Annotated in this window: 18 protein-coding genes; 7 read left to right on the top strand and 11 right to left on the bottom strand. The window is 68.1% G+C overall.

Going from position 1 to position 16,575, the window contains the following annotated elements:
• Window positions 1-78: 78 nt before the first annotated feature.
• The 3 genes from J6U32_RS07420 to otsB are packed head-to-tail and all read left to right on the top strand — an operon-like array spanning window position 79 to window position 2,567.
• Window positions 79-243, top strand: a complete 165-nt coding sequence (locus J6U32_RS07420) for a hypothetical protein (protein WP_172398723.1) — start codon at window positions 79-81, stop codon at window positions 241-243.
• Between the two features lie 3 nt (window positions 244-246).
• Window positions 247-1,788 carry an alpha,alpha-trehalose-phosphate synthase (UDP-forming) gene (locus J6U32_RS07415; protein ID WP_208794354.1) on the top strand — a complete coding sequence of 514 codons (1,542 nt, stop codon included), beginning with the start codon at window positions 247-249 and terminating at the stop codon, window positions 1,786-1,788.
• Window positions 1,785-2,567 (top strand): trehalose-phosphatase, encoded by a 783-nt coding sequence (gene otsB / locus J6U32_RS07410; RefSeq protein WP_208794352.1) that lies wholly within the window; start codon window positions 1,785-1,787, stop codon window positions 2,565-2,567. The genes J6U32_RS07415 and otsB overlap by 4 nt, the downstream gene beginning before the upstream one ends.
• Window positions 2,568-2,594: 27 nt before the next feature.
• On the opposite strand, the gene J6U32_RS07405 is transcribed toward otsB, so the two are convergent.
• Genes J6U32_RS07405 through J6U32_RS07395 form a run of 3 tightly spaced genes read right to left on the bottom strand, consistent with a single transcriptional unit; the run spans window position 2,595 to window position 5,709 of the window.
• Window positions 2,595-3,707, bottom strand: a complete 1,113-nt coding sequence (locus J6U32_RS07405; RefSeq protein WP_208794350.1) for a zinc-binding metallopeptidase family protein — start codon at window positions 3,705-3,707, stop codon at window positions 2,595-2,597.
• Between the two features lie 5 nt (window positions 3,708-3,712).
• Window positions 3,713-4,525: a transglutaminase-like domain-containing protein gene (locus tag J6U32_RS07400; protein WP_208794348.1), complete on the bottom strand. Its 813-nt coding sequence runs from the start codon at window positions 4,523-4,525 to the stop codon at window positions 3,713-3,715.
• A 53-nt stretch (window positions 4,526-4,578) separates the two neighbouring features.
• Complete coding sequence (locus J6U32_RS07395; RefSeq protein ID WP_208794346.1) at window positions 4,579-5,709, bottom strand: ROK family transcriptional regulator; 1,131 nt, start codon at window positions 5,707-5,709, stop codon at window positions 4,579-4,581.
• A gap of 122 nt (window positions 5,710-5,831) precedes the next feature.
• On the opposite strand from J6U32_RS07395, the gene J6U32_RS07390 reads away from it, so the two are divergent.
• Window positions 5,832-6,587 carry an SDR family NAD(P)-dependent oxidoreductase gene (locus tag J6U32_RS07390; protein WP_208794344.1) on the top strand — a complete coding sequence of 252 codons (756 nt, stop codon included), beginning with the start codon at window positions 5,832-5,834 and terminating at the stop codon, window positions 6,585-6,587.
• Between the two features lie 19 nt (window positions 6,588-6,606).
• On the opposite strand, the gene J6U32_RS07385 is transcribed toward J6U32_RS07390, so the two are convergent.
• Together J6U32_RS07385 and J6U32_RS07380 are read right to left on the bottom strand one after the other, a co-directional pair.
• A complete protein-coding gene (locus tag J6U32_RS07385) occupies window positions 6,607-7,863 on the bottom strand; it encodes a L,D-transpeptidase (RefSeq protein ID WP_208794342.1) in 1,257 nt (418 codons plus the stop codon).
• Between the two features lie 58 nt (window positions 7,864-7,921).
• The gene (locus J6U32_RS07380) at window positions 7,922-8,512 is read right to left on the bottom strand and encodes a helix-turn-helix domain-containing protein (protein ID WP_208794340.1); all 591 of its coding nucleotides are present in this window, start codon (window positions 8,510-8,512) and stop codon (window positions 7,922-7,924) included.
• Window positions 8,513-8,560: 48 nt separating this feature from the next.
• On the opposite strand from J6U32_RS07380, the gene J6U32_RS07375 reads away from it, so the two are divergent.
• On the top strand, window positions 8,561-9,436 hold the full coding sequence (locus J6U32_RS07375; protein WP_244332673.1) for a class I SAM-dependent methyltransferase: 876 nt from the start codon (window positions 8,561-8,563) through the stop codon (window positions 9,434-9,436).
• Window positions 9,433-10,422, top strand: a complete 990-nt coding sequence (locus tag J6U32_RS07370; RefSeq protein WP_208794337.1) for an NAD(P)/FAD-dependent oxidoreductase — start codon at window positions 9,433-9,435, stop codon at window positions 10,420-10,422. The genes J6U32_RS07375 and J6U32_RS07370 overlap by 4 nt, the downstream gene beginning before the upstream one ends.
• Window positions 10,423-10,446: 24 nt before the next feature.
• Here the strand turns inward: J6U32_RS07370 and purU are convergent, their stop codons facing one another.
• Window positions 10,447-11,403: a formyltetrahydrofolate deformylase gene (gene purU / locus J6U32_RS07365; RefSeq protein ID WP_208794335.1), complete on the bottom strand. Its 957-nt coding sequence runs from the start codon at window positions 11,401-11,403 to the stop codon at window positions 10,447-10,449.
• A gap of 28 nt (window positions 11,404-11,431) precedes the next feature.
• Between purU and deoC the strand changes: the two genes are divergently transcribed.
• Window positions 11,432-12,109: a deoxyribose-phosphate aldolase gene (gene deoC / locus J6U32_RS07360; protein WP_208794333.1), complete on the top strand. Its 678-nt coding sequence runs from the start codon at window positions 11,432-11,434 to the stop codon at window positions 12,107-12,109.
• 93 nt (window positions 12,110-12,202) lie between these two features.
• Here the strand turns inward: deoC and J6U32_RS07355 are convergent, their stop codons facing one another.
• The 5 genes from J6U32_RS07355 to J6U32_RS07335 form a co-directional block, all read right to left on the bottom strand.
• Window positions 12,203-13,051, bottom strand: coding sequence for a DUF1542 domain-containing protein (locus J6U32_RS07355; RefSeq protein ID WP_208794331.1), 849 nt, complete (start codon window positions 13,049-13,051; stop codon window positions 12,203-12,205).
• 73 nt (window positions 13,052-13,124) lie between these two features.
• A complete protein-coding gene (locus tag J6U32_RS07350) occupies window positions 13,125-14,405 on the bottom strand; it encodes an LmeA family phospholipid-binding protein (protein ID WP_208794330.1) in 1,281 nt (426 codons plus the stop codon).
• A gap of 33 nt (window positions 14,406-14,438) precedes the next feature.
• Window positions 14,439-15,266: a carbon-nitrogen hydrolase family protein gene (locus tag J6U32_RS07345; RefSeq protein ID WP_208794328.1), complete on the bottom strand. Its 828-nt coding sequence runs from the start codon at window positions 15,264-15,266 to the stop codon at window positions 14,439-14,441.
• Between the two features lie 9 nt (window positions 15,267-15,275).
• Window positions 15,276-16,028 (bottom strand): class I SAM-dependent methyltransferase, encoded by a 753-nt coding sequence (locus J6U32_RS07340; RefSeq protein ID WP_208794326.1) that lies wholly within the window; start codon window positions 16,026-16,028, stop codon window positions 15,276-15,278.
• A gap of 34 nt (window positions 16,029-16,062) precedes the next feature.
• Window positions 16,063-16,572, bottom strand: coding sequence for a DUF2505 domain-containing protein (locus J6U32_RS07335; RefSeq protein ID WP_208794324.1), 510 nt, complete (start codon window positions 16,570-16,572; stop codon window positions 16,063-16,065).
• Window positions 16,573-16,575: the final 3 nt, after the last annotated feature.

The following is a 16,575-nucleotide window of genomic DNA, read 5'->3' as shown; positions in this document are numbered from 1 at the left end:
CGCACCACACGACGGTGCGACAACCACGACATCCGACGACCGCGGCGCCCCATCCGGGGCCACGACCGAGGGGACATGATGGCAGCAGCCAAAACCACCGACATCGCCGACGAAGAGCTCGAGCCGGTGGCCGACGAGACCGCGATCTCCGCGCGACGCGTCGTCGCCGCCTATGCGACAGACGCCGACGAGTGCCGGATGCTGCTGGCGATGTTGGGAATCGCACCGGGCGAGAACGCCTGACCCGTGACCTCGGAGAGCCGAGCGATACCCGAATCCGGCGCCGAGTTCGTCGTGGTGGCCAACCGGCTGCCCGTCGACAAGTCGGTCGACGCCGACGGCGAGATCACCTGGAAGCGCAGCCCCGGCGGTCTGGTCACCGCTCTCGAACCCATCCTTCGCTCCCACACCGGTGCCTGGGTGGGATGGTCGGGTATCGCCGACTCCGAGGAGAACCCTGAGGTCGAAGGCATCGGCATCCAGGCGGTGCCGCTGTCGACGCAGGAGATCGCCGAGTACTACGAAGGCTTCTCCAACGCCACCCTGTGGCCGCTGTACCACGACGTCATCGTCAAACCCGAATATCACCGCGAGTGGTGGAACACCTACGTCGAGGTGAATCGTCGCTTCGCCGAAGCCGCCTCGAAGGCCGCCGCCGAGGGTGCGGTCGTGTGGGTGCAGGACTACCAGCTGCAGCTCGTCCCGAAGATGCTGCGGATGCTACGCCCCGACCTCAAGATCGGGTTCTTCCTGCACATCCCGTTCCCGCCGGTCGAGTTGTTCATGCAGCTGCCCTGGCGCACCGAGATCGTCGAGGGACTCCTCGGCGCCGACCTCATCGGTTTCCACCTCCCCGGTGGCGCCCAGAACTTTCTCTATCTCGCACGGCGTCTCGCCGGTCAGGCCACCAGCAAGGGCACCGTCGGTGTGCGGTCGCGGTTCGGTGTGGTGCAGGTCGGTTTCCGTACGGTACGGGTCGGGGCCTTCCCGATCTCCATCGATTCCGGCGAGCTCGACACGAAGGCGCGATCCAAGGAGATCCGCAAACGTGCCGCCGAGATCCGCAAGGAACTCGGCAACCCGAAGACGATCATGCTCGGCGTCGACCGACTCGACTACACCAAGGGCATCGACGTTCGACTCCGAGCGCTCCAGGAGTTGCTGGAGGAGAAGCGGATCGACGCCGCCGACACCGTCATGGTGCAGCTGGCGACACCGAGCCGCGAACGCGTGGAGAGCTACATCCAGATGCGTGCGGGTATCGAACAGCTCGTCGGCAACATCAACGGCCGCTACAGCGAGGTCGGCCGGCCGATCGTGCAGTACCTGCACCGCCCGATTCCCCGCGACGACCTCATCGCCTTCTTCGTCGCCGCCGACGTCATGCTCGTGACGCCCCTGCGTGACGGGATGAACCTCGTCGCCAAGGAGTACGTGGCGTGCCGCAGCGACCTCGGTGGCGCCTTGGTCCTGAGCGAGTTCACCGGCGCCGCAGCCGAATTGCGGTCGGCGTATCAGGCCAACCCGTACGATCTCGACGGCGTCAAGGACGCGATCGTCGCCGCCGTCGAGCAGGCCCCCGAAGAAGGCCGACGCCGTATGCGCGCCCTGCGCAGGCAGGTTCTGGCCCACGATGTCGGCAAGTGGGCGGCGAGTTTCCTCGGCACCCTGGCCGATACCACGGAAACCGAGGCGTCGGCGAACCGCGGTGTGCGCCTGCTGGATTCCGAGTCCGACGAGACCGGGACCGACGGGACCGGGACCGACGAGTCGGCCGACCGGCGATGAGCGCCGAGGGCATCCCGGCACCACTGTCCGACGCGCTGCTACGGGCGAGCACAGTGGAGCGGCTGCTGCTCGCATCGGACTACGACGGCTGTATCGCACCCATCGTCTCCCGGCCGCAGGACGCGGTCGGTCTGCCCGAATCGATCGAGGCGTTACGGGCCGCCGCCCGACTCGACCGCACCTCGGTGGCCGTGGTGAGCGGCCGGGCGCTGTCGGATCTCGCCGCGCTGTCCGGTCTCGCCGACGACCCGATCACCCTTGTCGGCAGCCACGGCAGCGAGTTCGACACCGGCTTCGGCCAACCGGTCACCGCCGAGCAGCGCCGGCTCCTCGCCCGGATCATCGACGAGTTCGACTCCATCGCAGCAGAATTCGACGGTGTCACGGTGGAGATCAAACCGGTCAGCACCACCCTGCACGTGCGCAATGCGAGCCCCGCCGACGCCGCGACCGCGCTCGACCGCGCTCGTCTCGGCCCGGCCCGGTGGGACGGGGTCGAGGCCACCGAGGGCAAGGCGGTCATCGAGCTCGCCGTCATCGAGACCAGCAAAGGCCTGGCGCTCGACCTCCTGCGCGACCGCACCGGCGCCGACGTCGTCATCTATCTCGGTGACGACGTCACCGACGAGAAGGCCTTCGCCCATCTGCGCCACGACCACGACATCAGCATCAAGGTCGGTGCCGGTGAGACCGCCGCCCAGTATCGCGTCGGCGATCCGGCGGATGTGGCCGCCGTCCTCGAATTCGTTGCCGCCCATCGCCGCGAGGCGCTCGGCTGACCCGGCGGCCGGGCCACTGGAGCTGCGTCACGACACCGCAGGCTCGGCGACCATCGGGTCGGTGACCGGATCACGCTTGGCCGACTCCCGGATCACCCGGTGGACGAAGCCGAGCTTGCGCACCACCGGTTGCGGGATGTCGAACGGATACAGCGGTGGGCTGCCCATCGCCTGGTTGACGCGATTGAACATGGTGGACAGCCACTTCCAGTCGTACAGCAGTTTCTCGATGGGCTGATCGGCGTACGTCGCCAGCGGCACGATGTCGCGGTCCATCGAGAAACGCACCTGATCACTCTCGAGCATCAGCCCGGACTCCCGGGCGGTGTCGATGGTCCCGGTGATGTGCAGGTAGTGGGCGAAGCACTCAGCGAAGTCCTCCCACGGGTGCATGGTGGCGTACTCGGAGATGAACGAGTCACGCCAATTCGCCGGTGGCCCTTGCCGATAGTGCCGATCGAGCGCGTCGCTGTAGCTCGCTCGTTCGTCGCCGAAGATCTCGCGGCACCGGTCCAGATAGCGGTCGGCCCCGTCGCCGGTCTCGACAAGCACATGCTGGTAGTAGTGCCCGGTCTCGTGGCGGAAGTGCCCGACCATGGTGCGATAGGGCTCGCCGAGTGACACCCGCAGCCGTTCACGATGTGCGTCAAGGGTTTCGGCGAGATCGATGGTGATGACACCACCGGCGTGCCCGATGATCACCTGCTTGCCCTCCGACAGGCTGGACAACAGGTCGAAGGCCAACCCGCCCTTGGTGCGCCAGTAGGGTTCGATCGGCAACCCCAGATCGGCGAGCTGATAGATCACCATCCGCAGATCGAAGGTGGTCGGCGCGAGCTTCTCCACGGCAATGGTGTCCGACGGATCGGGTTGGCGGCGCACCAGCGAATCCGGGAAACACAGTCCCCGCAAACCGATCTCGCCCTCCCCCACCTCCGAGGGCGTCATCCAGTTGCAGCCCGTGCGCGACCAGCTCGAACACCGCTCCCAGCGTCGGCCGTCGATGTCGACGCCGTCCTCGGAGGCCACCACCAGTGATCGGCTCGGCAGGTGCACTCCGACGGAGGTGCCACAACGGGGACAGTTCTGGTTCTCGAATCCCGACAGCGCGTTGCAGATCGGGCACGTCAGTGCGCGCACACCGCTCAGCCTATGCTGATGCGGCCCGTTCCGTCGTCGATGGGCAGATCACCGCGCACCACCGCGGTCACCTGGTAGGAGTCGAGGTTGATCGACCCCTCGTGGTTGTCGAGGAATGCGGTGTCGGCGGCGTCCCGCCCGGTCGAGATGCGCACCAGCCCCTGGCGAGGAGCGAGCCGCGTGGCATCGACCACCACCCAGACGCCGTCGATGAGCGCCTCGGCGACCGCGTGGAAGTCCATCGGATCGCAGCCCGGCGCGTACACGGCGACCAACCGGGCCGGGATGTTCAACGCGCGCAGCAACGCCACCACGAGATGCGCGTAATCGCGGCAGACGCCCGCACCGGCCAGCAGGGTGTCGGCGGCGCCGTCGATCGGGTCACTCGCACCGGGGATGTAATCGAGGCGATCCTCGACGAACGCCGTCACCTGGTTGAGGAGTTCACCCTTCGGCAACGAGCTGTCGAACTGTCCCGCGGCGAATCCGAAGAACTTGTCGGCCTCGGCATATCGGCTGGGGCGCAAGTAGATCGAATGATCGGTGACGGCGACCTGGGCCGGATCGGCGGGCGTGGTCACCGCGGCCCGATAGTCGACGTCGAGCCGACCGGACTCCACCGACAGCCGATGGATACGGCCGCCGTAGTTGTCGACGATCTCCTCCACCGACACCGGTTTGCCGTCGAGGGTGACCTCAAGGGTTTCGTCCAGGGACAGCCCGGGCATGCGGGCCACCGCGATCTGCATCTCGATCTCGGTGGGTGCGGTGACGGAGATGGACATGGTCGCGGCAACGTCGCGAGGGGGGATCGTCATGACTGTCACGGTAGGGCAAAACGCCGGACTCTGCGTCACGGGCACCCGGGCCGCTACGGCCGAGCGCGGCAGTGGCTCATCGCGGAGACCGGATCGGCGTAGATCACGCTGAGCGCCACCACGATTGCCGCACTCTCCTGGACCGACAACCCGAACCGCGACGCCGTGAGCTCCAGCGGCCAACCGATCCTGGACGCGGAGTCGAAGGCCGCCTGCACCGGTCCGAGCCCCTGCGGATGCGCGGCGAACGCATCACCGGCGACGATCACCTCGTCGGGATTGACCGCGTCACGGAAGACGGCGACCACCTCCCCGAGGATACGGGCACGTTCGTCGGTGATCACCGACGCGTCCGGGGAGACGCCGAGGCGCTGCGCAGCGCGGCGTGCGACGTCGACTCCGATCACGTCCTGCAGGGTGGCCGCACCCCCGCACAGGGTCGGGGCGTCGACACCGATGTGGGCGATCGTGCCCGCCCCACGGTCGGGGACCACCACCTGCCCGCCGACGGTCAGGGCCATACCCGTGGTTTCGCGCGCGTAGAAGAAAAGTCCCGTATTCGCGCTGCTGCGAGCCGAACTCAGCAACAGTTCGGCTGCGGCCATGGCCTGCACGTGCTCGCACACCGACACCGGCACGCCGAGCGCCTCGGCGAGTTGCGCCCCGACGGGGACGTTGCGCCAGCCGAGGACGGGATGGTCGACGACACCGCTGGCACGTTCGACGCGCCCGCCCAACGCGATACCGGCCCACAGCAGGCGGCGCCCGGAGAACCGGTCGGCGAGTTCGCGCAAGGCGTGGCAGAGTTCGGCCGCCGACGCGTGCGGCTCGTCGCGCGGGGTGAGTACGGCGTGGCTGTAGAGGGTGCGCCCGCCCAGGTCGGCGATGGCCAGCAGGGTCCGTCGGGCGCCGATGTGCATCCCCGCGACGCAGAGGCTGTCGCGGTCGAGGGTCAGGGGATGCTTCGGCCGACCGATGCTTCCGGCATGGACCAGGTCGCGGCGTTCGACGACGAAGCCCAGTTCGGTCAGCGCGGTCACCTGGCGGTTGATGGTGGCCGGGGACAATCCGGTCTCGGCGGCGAGGGTGTCACGGGTGATGGGCGCACCGACCCGGATGCGCTGCAACACCTGCGCCGCGGGGGTCGTCCCGACACCGAGCGTCGCCGGGATGACCGTGTGCATGACTGCAGAATCTAGCATCGCCGTCGGTGGGCACAGCCCGATCGGCGTCGAAACCGAGTCCGGGCTCGGTGCCGGGCCGGGGCCGCAGGGCCTCACCCGACCCGGCACGTAAACTCACGATCATGAGTGAGTCCACCGCCTCCGAGGTCACCCGCGTCGCCGTCGTTACCGGTGCGAGTTCCGGGATCGGCGCGGCCACCGCCCGCGCCCTGGCCGCACAGGGCTTCCACGTCGTCCTCGGCGCCCGCCGGGTCGATCGGGTGGAGGCGCTGGCCGCCGAGATCGGCGGTACCGGAAAGCAACTCGACGTCACCGACGACGAGTCGGTGGCCCGATTCGTCGACGGTCTGGACTCGGTGCACGTGCTCGTCAACAACGCCGGCGGCGCGAAGGGCCTCGACCCGGTGGCCACCGCCGACCTCGACGACTGGCGCTGGATGTGGGAGACCAACGTCCTGGGGACGCTGCGGATGACCAAGGCGCTGCTCCCGGCGCTCGAGGCGTCCGGCGACGGGCTGATCGTCACCATCACCTCCGTCGCCGCCCTGGAGGCCTACGACAACGGCGCCGGTTACACCTCGGCGAAACATGCTCAGGGCGTGCTGCATCGGACGTTGCGCTACGAACTTCTCGGCAAGCCGATCCGGCTCACCGAGATCGCGCCCGGCATGGTCGAAACCGATTTCTCGCTGGTGCGTTTCGAGGGCGACAAGGAACGCGCCGACGCCGTCTACCAAGGCCTGACGCCGCTGACCGCCGACGACGTCGCCGAGGTCATCGGCTTCGTCGCCTCCCGGCCACCGCACGTGAACCTCGATCAGATCGTGCTCAAACCGCGCGATCAGGCCTCGGCGCGGCGCAACATCAAGACCGGCTAGGCGGACGGGGGCGAGACCCTCAATTCGGGGCGCTCACCGACGAGGGTGCACCGCTCGGGGTCGCGGGCACAGACGCCGACTGCGGGGTGCCCTTGATCGCCGACATCGACTTCCAGGTATCCCAGTCGTAGGTCCAGTCGAAGATGTCGCCGTCGGCCTCGGACAGATCGATCCGGGTACCGGTCACCTCGACGGGGTCACCGTAGATCGCGGTGGCGAAGTACTGCTGCGCGTTGTCCAGCGACAGGTTGATGCAGCCGTTCGTCACATTCGACGAACCCTGCACGCCAACGGTTTCGGGGTTGGCGTGGATGAACTCACCGTTGTTGGAGATGCGCACCGCCCAGCGTTCGTGGACGTTGAAGTACCCCGCAGCCGGGTTGGACATGTAGAAGTCCTCGTACTTCTCGCTGACCACATGGATACCCGAGCGGGTCACGTTGCGGTCGACGTCGCCTTCGCCGTAGCTGCACGGCAGGGTCATCAGCGTCGATCCGTCACGGACCACCACGATCTGGTGGCTGGGCGCGTCGGCCTTGACGATCTGCGATCGGCCGACGGTGTAGTCGCTGGTGACGTCGGCGGCACCGTAGGCCCCGTCGCCGTGATCGAGCCCGTACAGCTTGGCCGACATGTGGATCTTGGTGCCCGGGGTGAGGTACTCCTTGGAGCGCCAGTGCACGCGTGAACCGTTGTCCTCGCCGAGCCAGGCCCAACTGCCCTCCGCAGGGGGTGTGGTGGTCAGGGTCAGTGCGCGCTCGACGGCTTCCTTGTCGTCGACGGTCCCGTCGAACTTGAGGATCAGCGGTGCGGCGATGCCGACTTCCTGCCCGTCGGCGATGTTCACCACGACGTTGAGTTGTTGCTTGGGATCGAGGGTGGTGAACGATCCCTTGACCGGCACCGTCAGTCGATCCTGCCCCACGGCACTGCCCTGCCAGGTGTAGGTGGTGCCGTAGCCGAGCACCTCGTTGACGGTGAAGGTGGTGCGATCGTCGGAGAGCGTGCCGGTGACCGCCTTGCCGCCGGCGTTGACCAGTTTGACGTCGGGGTTCAGCGTGCCGCCCGACGCCTTGACCTCGACCTTGGCGGTCGGGTTGGGTGCGGCGGGGTCGTCGAGCGCAGGCGTGTAGGTGACCTTGACGGTCGGCTGCTTCGACTTCTGGGCGGAGGTGGTGTCGTCGGATCGTCCACAGGCGGCGGCCACGAGGCCCGCGGTGGCGATGCCTGCCGCCGCGAGAACGGTGCGTCGGCTGGGTGTCGGCTGCGTGTTCATGTCGGGACCAGGGTACCGAGACCGGCTGATGAACGGCTCTCTGCCTGCTGTGATTCGGTCAAGACAGCGATGCCGCCGACGCCGGCGACCCACGCAGATGGGCGCGTTCACCGTCGTGGTCGAAGATCGAGAGGACCTCCGCGGGTCCGTCGTCGGGCGCCAACGAATGCGGAACCGTGCATGCGAACTCGGCGGCGTGGCCTGCGGGAATGATGATCGTCCGTTCGCCGAGCCGGAGCCGGATCGTGCCGCTGAGCACCGTGAACCACTCGTGTCCGGGGTGCACCCGCAGCTCGCGGGCGGCGTCCCGAACCGATTCGTCGAGTCGCATCTTTGCCACGGTCACACCGGCCGGGGTGTTGTCACGTGACAAAGGCCACACCGTGATGCCCTCGTTGGAGTGGGGTTCGGGACGGATCACCACGTCGGCGTCGCCGACCGGCTCGACCAGGACATCGAGTGAGGTGCCCAGCGCGCGGGCGATCGGGACGAGCTGATCGAGCGCGACCCGCCGATGCCCGGTCTCGATTCGACTCAGCGTCGACGGACTCAGGTGACAGCGATGTGCCAGCGAATCCAAGGTCCACCCCTTGGCGACGCGCATCGCGCGGATGCGCTGACGGACCACCACATCGATTTCTTGCTCCATGGGCAAGATCGTATGCTCCTTGCGCATCAGATCGCTAGCCTCGACATCATGACCAGCACGCACGGACCAGATCATCGGCACCACGGACGGCACTCGCATGGGACACATGATCATGACGGCACCGACATCGGCGCTCTGCTCGAACTCGATGCCGCGGTCACCGGCACCTACCTCGCCGAGGCGATCTCCCTCATCCGCACCGAGGCCACCCGGCCCATCGAGGTCATCGTCGACGCCGGCGCCGGTACCGGGGTCGGCACCCGCGCCCTCGCAGCGGCCTTCGGTGACGCCGAGATCGTCGCCATCGACGGCTCCCCCGAGATGACCGCACGCATCGACGCCGCCGGACCGGGCACCGTGCGGACGGTGACCGCCGACCTCGACGCCGGCTGGCCGGCGAGCGTCGGGACCACCGACGTCGTGTGGGCGTCGGCGTCGCTGCATCACATCGCCAACCCCGCCGCCTTCCTGCGCACCACACGGAGCCATCTACGGCCGGGCGGCGTGCTGGCGGTCATCGAAATGCCGCATCAGCCCCGCTTCCTGCATGCCGAACCGCCGCACGCCGACCTCGGTGACCGGATCGAGGAGCTCATGCGGGCCAAGGGCGCCAACAGCTTTCCCGACTGGACCGACACGATCACCGCCGCCGGCTTCGAGATGCGCACACGGCACACCGTGAGCATCGACGTTCCCGAACCCACCGCACTCACCCGCGCCTACGCGCAGGCATGGCTCTCCCGGGTGCGCACCGGACTCGCCGACGACCTCACCGACACCGACGCGGCCACCCTCGACGAGTTACTCGGCGACGGACCCACCTCCCTGCGCTGCCGCCCGGACCTGGCTGTACGGGCCGCGCGCACGATCTGGATCGCGACCGTGCCCGCATCCACCACCGAAACGAACCAGGAGATCTCATGACCACCACGGCAACCGAGACCGTCGACGTGGCCATCATCGGCGGCGGCGCAGCCGGGCTGTCCGCTGCGGTGACCCTCGCGCGGTCGCTGCGCACGGTCGTCGTCATCGACGCCGGCGCACCCCGCAACGCACCCGCCGCCGGTGCGCACAACCTCCTCGGCCGGGAGGGCATCGCCCCGATCGAACTGCTGCGCGCCGGACGCGCGGAGGCCATCGGATACGGCGCGATCATCCGCGAGGGCACCGTCACCGCCGTGGCGCGAGCAGAACCCCGGGCCGACAACGCTTTCGAGGTGCACGGCACCGGTGGCTTCGAGGTGCACAGCACCGGTGGCCCCGCCGTCGTCGCCCGCCGACTGCTGATCGCGACCGGACTCGTCGACGAACTCCCCGACGTCGCCGGCCTCACCGAACTCTGGGGCCGCGACGTGCTCCACTGCCCGTTCTGTCACGGCTACGAGGTGCGCGGTCGGCGGGTCGGCGTCCTCGGCACCGGGCCGATGGCCATGCACCAGGCAATGCTGTTCTCCCAGTTGACCTCCCACATCACCCTCATCGATCACGGCATGCCACCACTCACCCCGGAACAGCGGTTGCAGGCCGAGGTACGCGGGATCGAGATCATCGGCGGACCAGTGACGCGGGTTGACGCCGACGCCGACAACCGTTTGCGCGCAGTCCTGTTCGACGACGGACGCGAGCTGGAGCTTGATGCACTCGTCGTCGCACCACGAATGCGCGCGCGAGCCGAGATCTACACCTCGCTCGGCGGCACACTCGAGGACAACCCGATGGGCAGCATCATCCCTGCCGACCGCACCGGACGAACCCCGGTCGACGGGGTCTGGGCGGCAGGCAATTCCGTGGATCTCGCGGCGATGGTCGGGGCGTCTGCGGCCGCCGGGGTGCAGTGCGGCGCGATGATCAACGCCGACCTCATCGAGGAGGACACCCGGCGGGCGATCGGGAGCCGGGTGGCCGGCTGAACACCACTCTCAGCTGAACCGAACTCAGCTGAACACCACGGTCTTGCGGCCGTGTACCAGCACTCGATCCTCGAGATGCCACCGCAAACCCCGTGCCAGGACCAGGGTTTCGATGTCGCGGCCCTGCCGGACCATGTCGCGCACACTGTCGGAGTGGTCGATCCGGGTGACGTCCTGCTCGATGATCGGGCCGGCGTCGAGGTCGGCGGTCACGTAGTGACAGGTCGCGCCGATCAGCTTGACGCCGCGGGCGAATGCCTGGTGGTACGGCCGCGCGCCGATGAAGCTGGGCAAGAAGCTGTGGTGGATGTTGATCGCGCGCCCGGCCCACGCCTCGCACAGTTCGGGGGGCAGGATCTGCATGAAGCGTGCGAGCACCACCGCGTCGGGCGAATGACTGTCGACGATCTCCTCGACCCGATCGAAGGCTGCTCGTTTGGCGCGCGCACCGGACTTCCCGTCGGGTCCGGTGAAGGGCACGTGATGAAACGGCACCCCGAAGCGTTCGGTCAGTCCGCCGAGGTCGGGGTGGTTGCCGATGACCGCGGACACCGTCGCCGGCAGTTCACCACGGTCGGCCCGACCGAGTAGGTCGGTGAGGCAATGGCTTTCCTTGCTGACGAGCAGCACCACCGACTTCTCCTCGCCGGTGTCGGTGACCTTCCACTCGGTCTGCGGTCCCCATTCGGCAGCGATGTCGGCGAATCGGGCCCGCACCTCGTCGAGGGGGATCGTCACCGTGTCGGCGCGGACGGCCTGCCGGGTGAAGAACCATCCGGAGTCCTCGTCGGAGTGGTAGGCGGCCTCGGTGATCCAGCCGCCGATCTCGGCGAGGAAGCTCGAGATCCGCGCGACGATCCCGGTCTGGTCGGGGCAGCCAAGGGTGAGCACATACCGACGGTCGGCACCGGAGGCGTCGGTGGTGGGTACCGCGGTGGCGGGGACTGAGCTGGATGGGACAGCGGTGGCGGGGGTGGTCACGGTCCTTCAGTGTGCCAAGCTCGTCTGTGTGACGATCACCGACCTACGCCGAGCCGATGTCGCGGCCCTCGTCGACCACACCCTGCTCAAGCCCGAGGCCACCCGCGCCGACGCCGAGGCCACCATCGCCGAGGCCGCGGAGCTCGGCGTCTACGCGGTCTGCCTGTCGCCGTCGATGCTGCCGATCGACACCGGTGACCAGAAGTCCTGTGTGGTCGCCGGCTTCCCGTCGGGCAAGCACCATTCGCTGGTCAAGGCCGCCGAGGCGCGCCTGGCCGTGGACTCCGGTGCCGACGAGGTCGACATGGTCATCGACGTCGGCGCCGCGCTGGAACAACGATTCGACGAGGTCTTCGCCGACGTGCTCACCGTTCGTGAGGCCGTCGGTGACGAGACGGTCCTCAAGGTGATCGTCGAGTCGGCGGCGCTGCTCGATCTCGCCGGCGAGGACACCTTGACCGAGGTGTGTGCGCACGCGGCCCGCGCCGGGGCGAGTTTCGTCAAGACCTCGACCGGGTTTCATCCGGCCGGCGGCGCGAGTGTGCGGGCGGTGGAGATCATGCGGGCCGCCGTTCCCGCCCGGGTCGGGGTGAAGGCGTCCGGCGGAATCCGCGATGCCCGCTTCGCCGCCGAACTCATCGCCGCCGGCGCCACCCGGCTTGGGTTGTCGGGCAGCCGTGCGGTGCTGGAGGGCTTCGCCGAATAACGTTCGGCCGCAGACGCTCGGCCGCAGACGTTTCGGCCCGGAGCAACCCGGCGGGATCAGCCCGGAAGAGTTGGGCGCATGGGTGATTCGCGGTCAGAATCCGCCGAAGTCCCCGCCGCCGAAGTCGCTTCCACCACCGAAGTCGTTGCCGCCACCGAAGTCACCGAAACCGCCGCCGTAGTCACCACCGCCCATGTCACCACCGCCCATGTCGCCACCGGCGTCACCGCCACCCATGTCGCCCCCGCCCGCATCGCCGTAATCCCCGGCATCGAGGGCTCCGGCGTCGGTGCCGTCGCCGACACCGTTCTCGAAGGCGGCCGCGTCGTAGTTGACCCCGGCCATGCCGGAGAACAGTGCCGAGAACAGGAACATCGAGCCGACACCCCACGCTCCGGCGACGAGCGCCGGTTTCCACCACGGTTCGGAGTACCAGCCGGCCGGAACCGGTCGGCCGGCGACGCGGCCACCCGGGTAGTAATTCGGGGTGGTCGGCGACGGCGCGGGCGAGGCCTGCACGGTGCGGCCCTCGAAGTCGATCTCACGGTTCTCGGTGACCTCACCCGCACTTTTCTGACCGTCGAGTTCGGGGATCGCCGGTCCCGGGTCCATGCCCATCGCGGTCCGCGCGGCGCGGATGTAGTACAGGCCCTCGATGGCGGTCTGTTTGGCGAGTCGGGCCTGTGCGGGGCTGGTGGCCTGGTCGATCTGTGAGCCGGCAGCGGTGTGCCGTTCGGCGGCGTCGGCGAGCGCCTGCTTGGCCGCCGGCGAGTCACCGACCAGCATGTACACCTGACCGCCGAGCCGTTCGATGGCCTGTCGGGCGTCGGCCTTCGCGTCGTCGAGGGTGCGGGCGGTGTTGGCACCGGAGCGCCGCTGCATCACCACCACCACGCCCACGACGAGCAGGATGACGACGGCGATCAGGAGCAGCTGGCCCACGGGTTCCTCCGGAACGGGGTCGGGAAATCGGACATCTCCCAGCGTACCTGCGAGGTGGTGCGACCCGTCCGGCTCAGAGGATCGAGCAGGTCGGCGCCGAACCCGAGCTCGACGTCGACGCGGCCGCCGACCCGAGATCGACGTTGCTGCCGGTGACGGCGAAGTCGACGCCCTGGTCGGTGACCTTCAGGGAGGTGACCTTGATTTGCTTGGTGAGGTCACCGAAGAGACTGTCGCCGAAGCCGTCGACGAACTGCTGGGCGAAGTCGGCGGGAATCCCGAAGACGAAGGCGCTGGCCTGCTCCACCTGGAAGCGCACCTTGCCCTGGTCGAGGACCGGCTTCATGGTGAGGCTGACCGGCACCGGGAAGATCGCGACCTGTACCGCGGCGTCCACCTTGATCGTGCCGTCGGCGGCGTTGCCGGTGACCGAACTGACCTGGGTACTGCCCAAGATGCCGGAGCCCTCGGTTCCCGTGCCGCCGTTGTTGGTGCCACCGTTGGTCCCGCTGTTGTCGGTCGAGCCACCGGAGAGTTGTCCCTGCTTGCTCAGCTCGATCACCCGCTGGAACGGGACGTACCCGGTGCCCGCGAGCGAATCGACCTTGACCGAGTTCCCGTCCTGGCTGACCCCATCGGCCCGGACGTGCAGTTGCATCTGCGTCGAATTGGAGTCGCTGGTGTCCACCTGGACGTAGGGGTAATCGTTCGAGAACTTTTGCAGCAGAATGGGTTTCTTGCTGATCGACACGTTGGTGGACTGACCGGTCAGCGCGCCAAACTGTTTCTCCAGGCAATCGGTCGCCCGGCTGCGCAAGAAGAGTTCGGTGCCGACGAGCGCGATGATGATCACCAACACCAGTCCGACCGCGCCGAGCGCGATGAACTTTCCCTTGCCGCGTTTCGTCGGCGCGGTCGTGACCACGCCGTCGCCGGTCGGGGGAACCGCATGCGCACCCGTTCCCGGATCCCCTCCGTCCATCGGGTTCTCCCCGGTGGTGAACTGCGCGGTCTGCGGGTGCGCCGCGGGTGGTGGCGGCGTCACCGGGGTCGTGGTGGCGTCGGAAATCTGCGAGTAGGCGCGCGCGTGGCGGGAGGTGGTGGTCGGCTCCCACTGCTCGGTGTCGGGGGCGGGATTCTCTCCCGCACCATGCTGGGCTGAAGTCTGATCCGCCCCCGTCTGCTGTGCCGGAGCCTGCTCGGCCGGTAGCTGCTCGGCCGGTGGCTGCTCGGTCGGCGCGTCTCCTCCGGCGGAGTGGTCGCGCGGCGCGTTCTCCCGACCGACCTGCTTGGTGGCATCCGGATCCTCGGGACCACGAGGGGTCTGCGGATCGTCGGTCGTGTCGTCGGCCATGCACTCCGTCCTAGGGGCGTCGGTCTTGCGTGATCACAGTTCGTACGCGACGGGCGTCGGTTCGATTCGGAATTCCCGCTGGTTGGCGAGGACCGCGAGTTGCTCGCGAGCCTTGGCGACAACACCCAGGTCGAGGTCGTGTACACCCAGCCGTTGCTCCCCCGTGTACGACGCGACCACGCTACCGAAGGGATCTGAGATTTGGCTATGTCCTACGCCGGTCGGCGCTTTCGACGCGCGGAGCTCGTCGTCGGCGGGTTCGGCCTGGCCGACGGCAACGACGTAGGACGTCGAGTCGAGGGCACGTGCGGTGGCCAGTGTCCGCCACTGCTCGACCTTGCCGCGCCCGGCACCCCAGGACGCGGGCACGACGATCACCTCGGCCCCTTCTCGGGCGAGTGCGGTGAACAGTGCCGGGAAGCGGATGTCGTAGCAGGTGGCCACACCGACGCGGACGCCGTCGACCGTCACGGTCCGCGCGACGTCTCCGGGTGCGACAGTGGCTGATTCCCGGAAGCCGAAGGCGTCGTACAGGTGGATCTTGTCGTAGCCGATGCGGGTGCCGTCGGGTGCTGCGACGAGCAGGGTGTTGGCGACCCGCCCGTCGTCGCCGGGGGTGAACATGCCCGCGATCACGGTCACAGAGTTCTCGCGCGCGATCTGCGAGACGCCCGTGGCCCACGGCCCATCGAGGGACTGGGCGACCGGGCCCAGCGGCACCCCGAACCGGCACATCGTCGCCTCGGGGAACACGACGAGAACGGCTCCGTCGGCGGCTGCTGCGGCCGTGTGTTCGGCGACCAGACGCAGATTGTCGTCCGGGTCGGTGCCGGAGGTGATCTGGGCCATCGCGATGCGCATGTGGCCAAACTACCCGCGCGGTGCGACGGTCTCCCAGGGCACGGTCAACAGATTGTCGACGACGCGCCGCCGCGGAATCGCGACGTCGATGCCAGCCTCACGCATCAGCGTGAGGGTCTGTGCCCAGCGTGCGCGTGGCCCGAATACCGTTTGACCGGCGGCGTTGTCCCAGCAGCGGTCGGCGGTGACGAGTAGCTCGTGGATACGCTCACCCGGCACGTTGCGATGGATGAGCGCTTTGGGGAGCCGTTCGGCGAGGTCGGAGGGTCGCGCGGTGTGCGCGGGCGACCAGCACAGGGTCAGGGTGCGCGGCCCGTGGGCATCAAGCAGGACCCAGGCGCAGCGACGGCCGATCTCGTCGCAGGTGCCTTCAACGATCAGCCCGCCGGGTGCCAGTTGCGTCATCATCTGCGACCACGCGGGAGCCACCTCGTGCTCGTCATACTGTCGCAGGACGTTGAACGCGCGAACCAGTTGTGGCCGCACCCCGGCGAGCTCGAAACCGCCGAGTGCGAATCGCACGCCGTCGATCGGGGCGACGATGCGGTCGGGATCGATCTCGAGGCCGATCATCTGCAGGTCGGGCGCGACGGGCCGCAGTCGCCGAGCCATCTCGACACACGTGTCGGGCCGCGCGCCGTATCCGAGATCGACGACGATCGGCCGCGTGACGGCGGCCAGCGCCGCAACGATCGACGGTTCGTGCGCCATCCACCTGTCGACGCGGCGCAGGCGGTTGATGTTGGTGGTACCCCGGGTCACCCGACCGTGAGGTCTCGGGGTGGGTGTCACGCGGTCAGAGGTTCTTGTCGATCCAGTCCTTGGAGTACTCGGCCTCCGCGCGGAACAGATCCACCAGGTTGACCAGCATGAGCTGCTCCAGTTTGCCGTTGACGAACGGGATGAAGACCTTGACCTCGGTGGTCTTGCGGATCGTGCAACCGGTCTCGGTGGGGAACAGTTCCTGCCAGCCCTGCAGATTACCGGGTCCCGCGGGTATCGACGCCGTGTAGTTGCCCTTGGTGTTGTCCGGGTCGAACGGCCCGAACGATTCCTCGCGGGTGATCACCATGTCCTTCATCAGGACGGTCTGGGCGATCGGGGGCAGCTGATCGCGGCCGATGTGCTGTTTGAGCACCACTTTCAGGCCGGTTTCGTCGGACCGGAAGTCCTCCACCTCGCAGTGCGGCGAGATCATCTGGAAGCCCGCCATCATGTCATCCCAATACTGCCGGGTGCTCTGAGCTTCGTAGAGCTTCTCCACCGGATGCGCATAACGCGCGGAGTAGCTGAGACGTCGTGCCATGAC

It is taken from the genome of Gordonia polyisoprenivorans, assembly GCF_017654315.1.
Classification (GTDB): domain Bacteria; phylum Actinomycetota; class Actinomycetes; order Mycobacteriales; family Mycobacteriaceae; genus Gordonia; species Gordonia polyisoprenivorans_A.
This window is presented reverse-complemented; position numbering and strand designations above follow the sequence as displayed.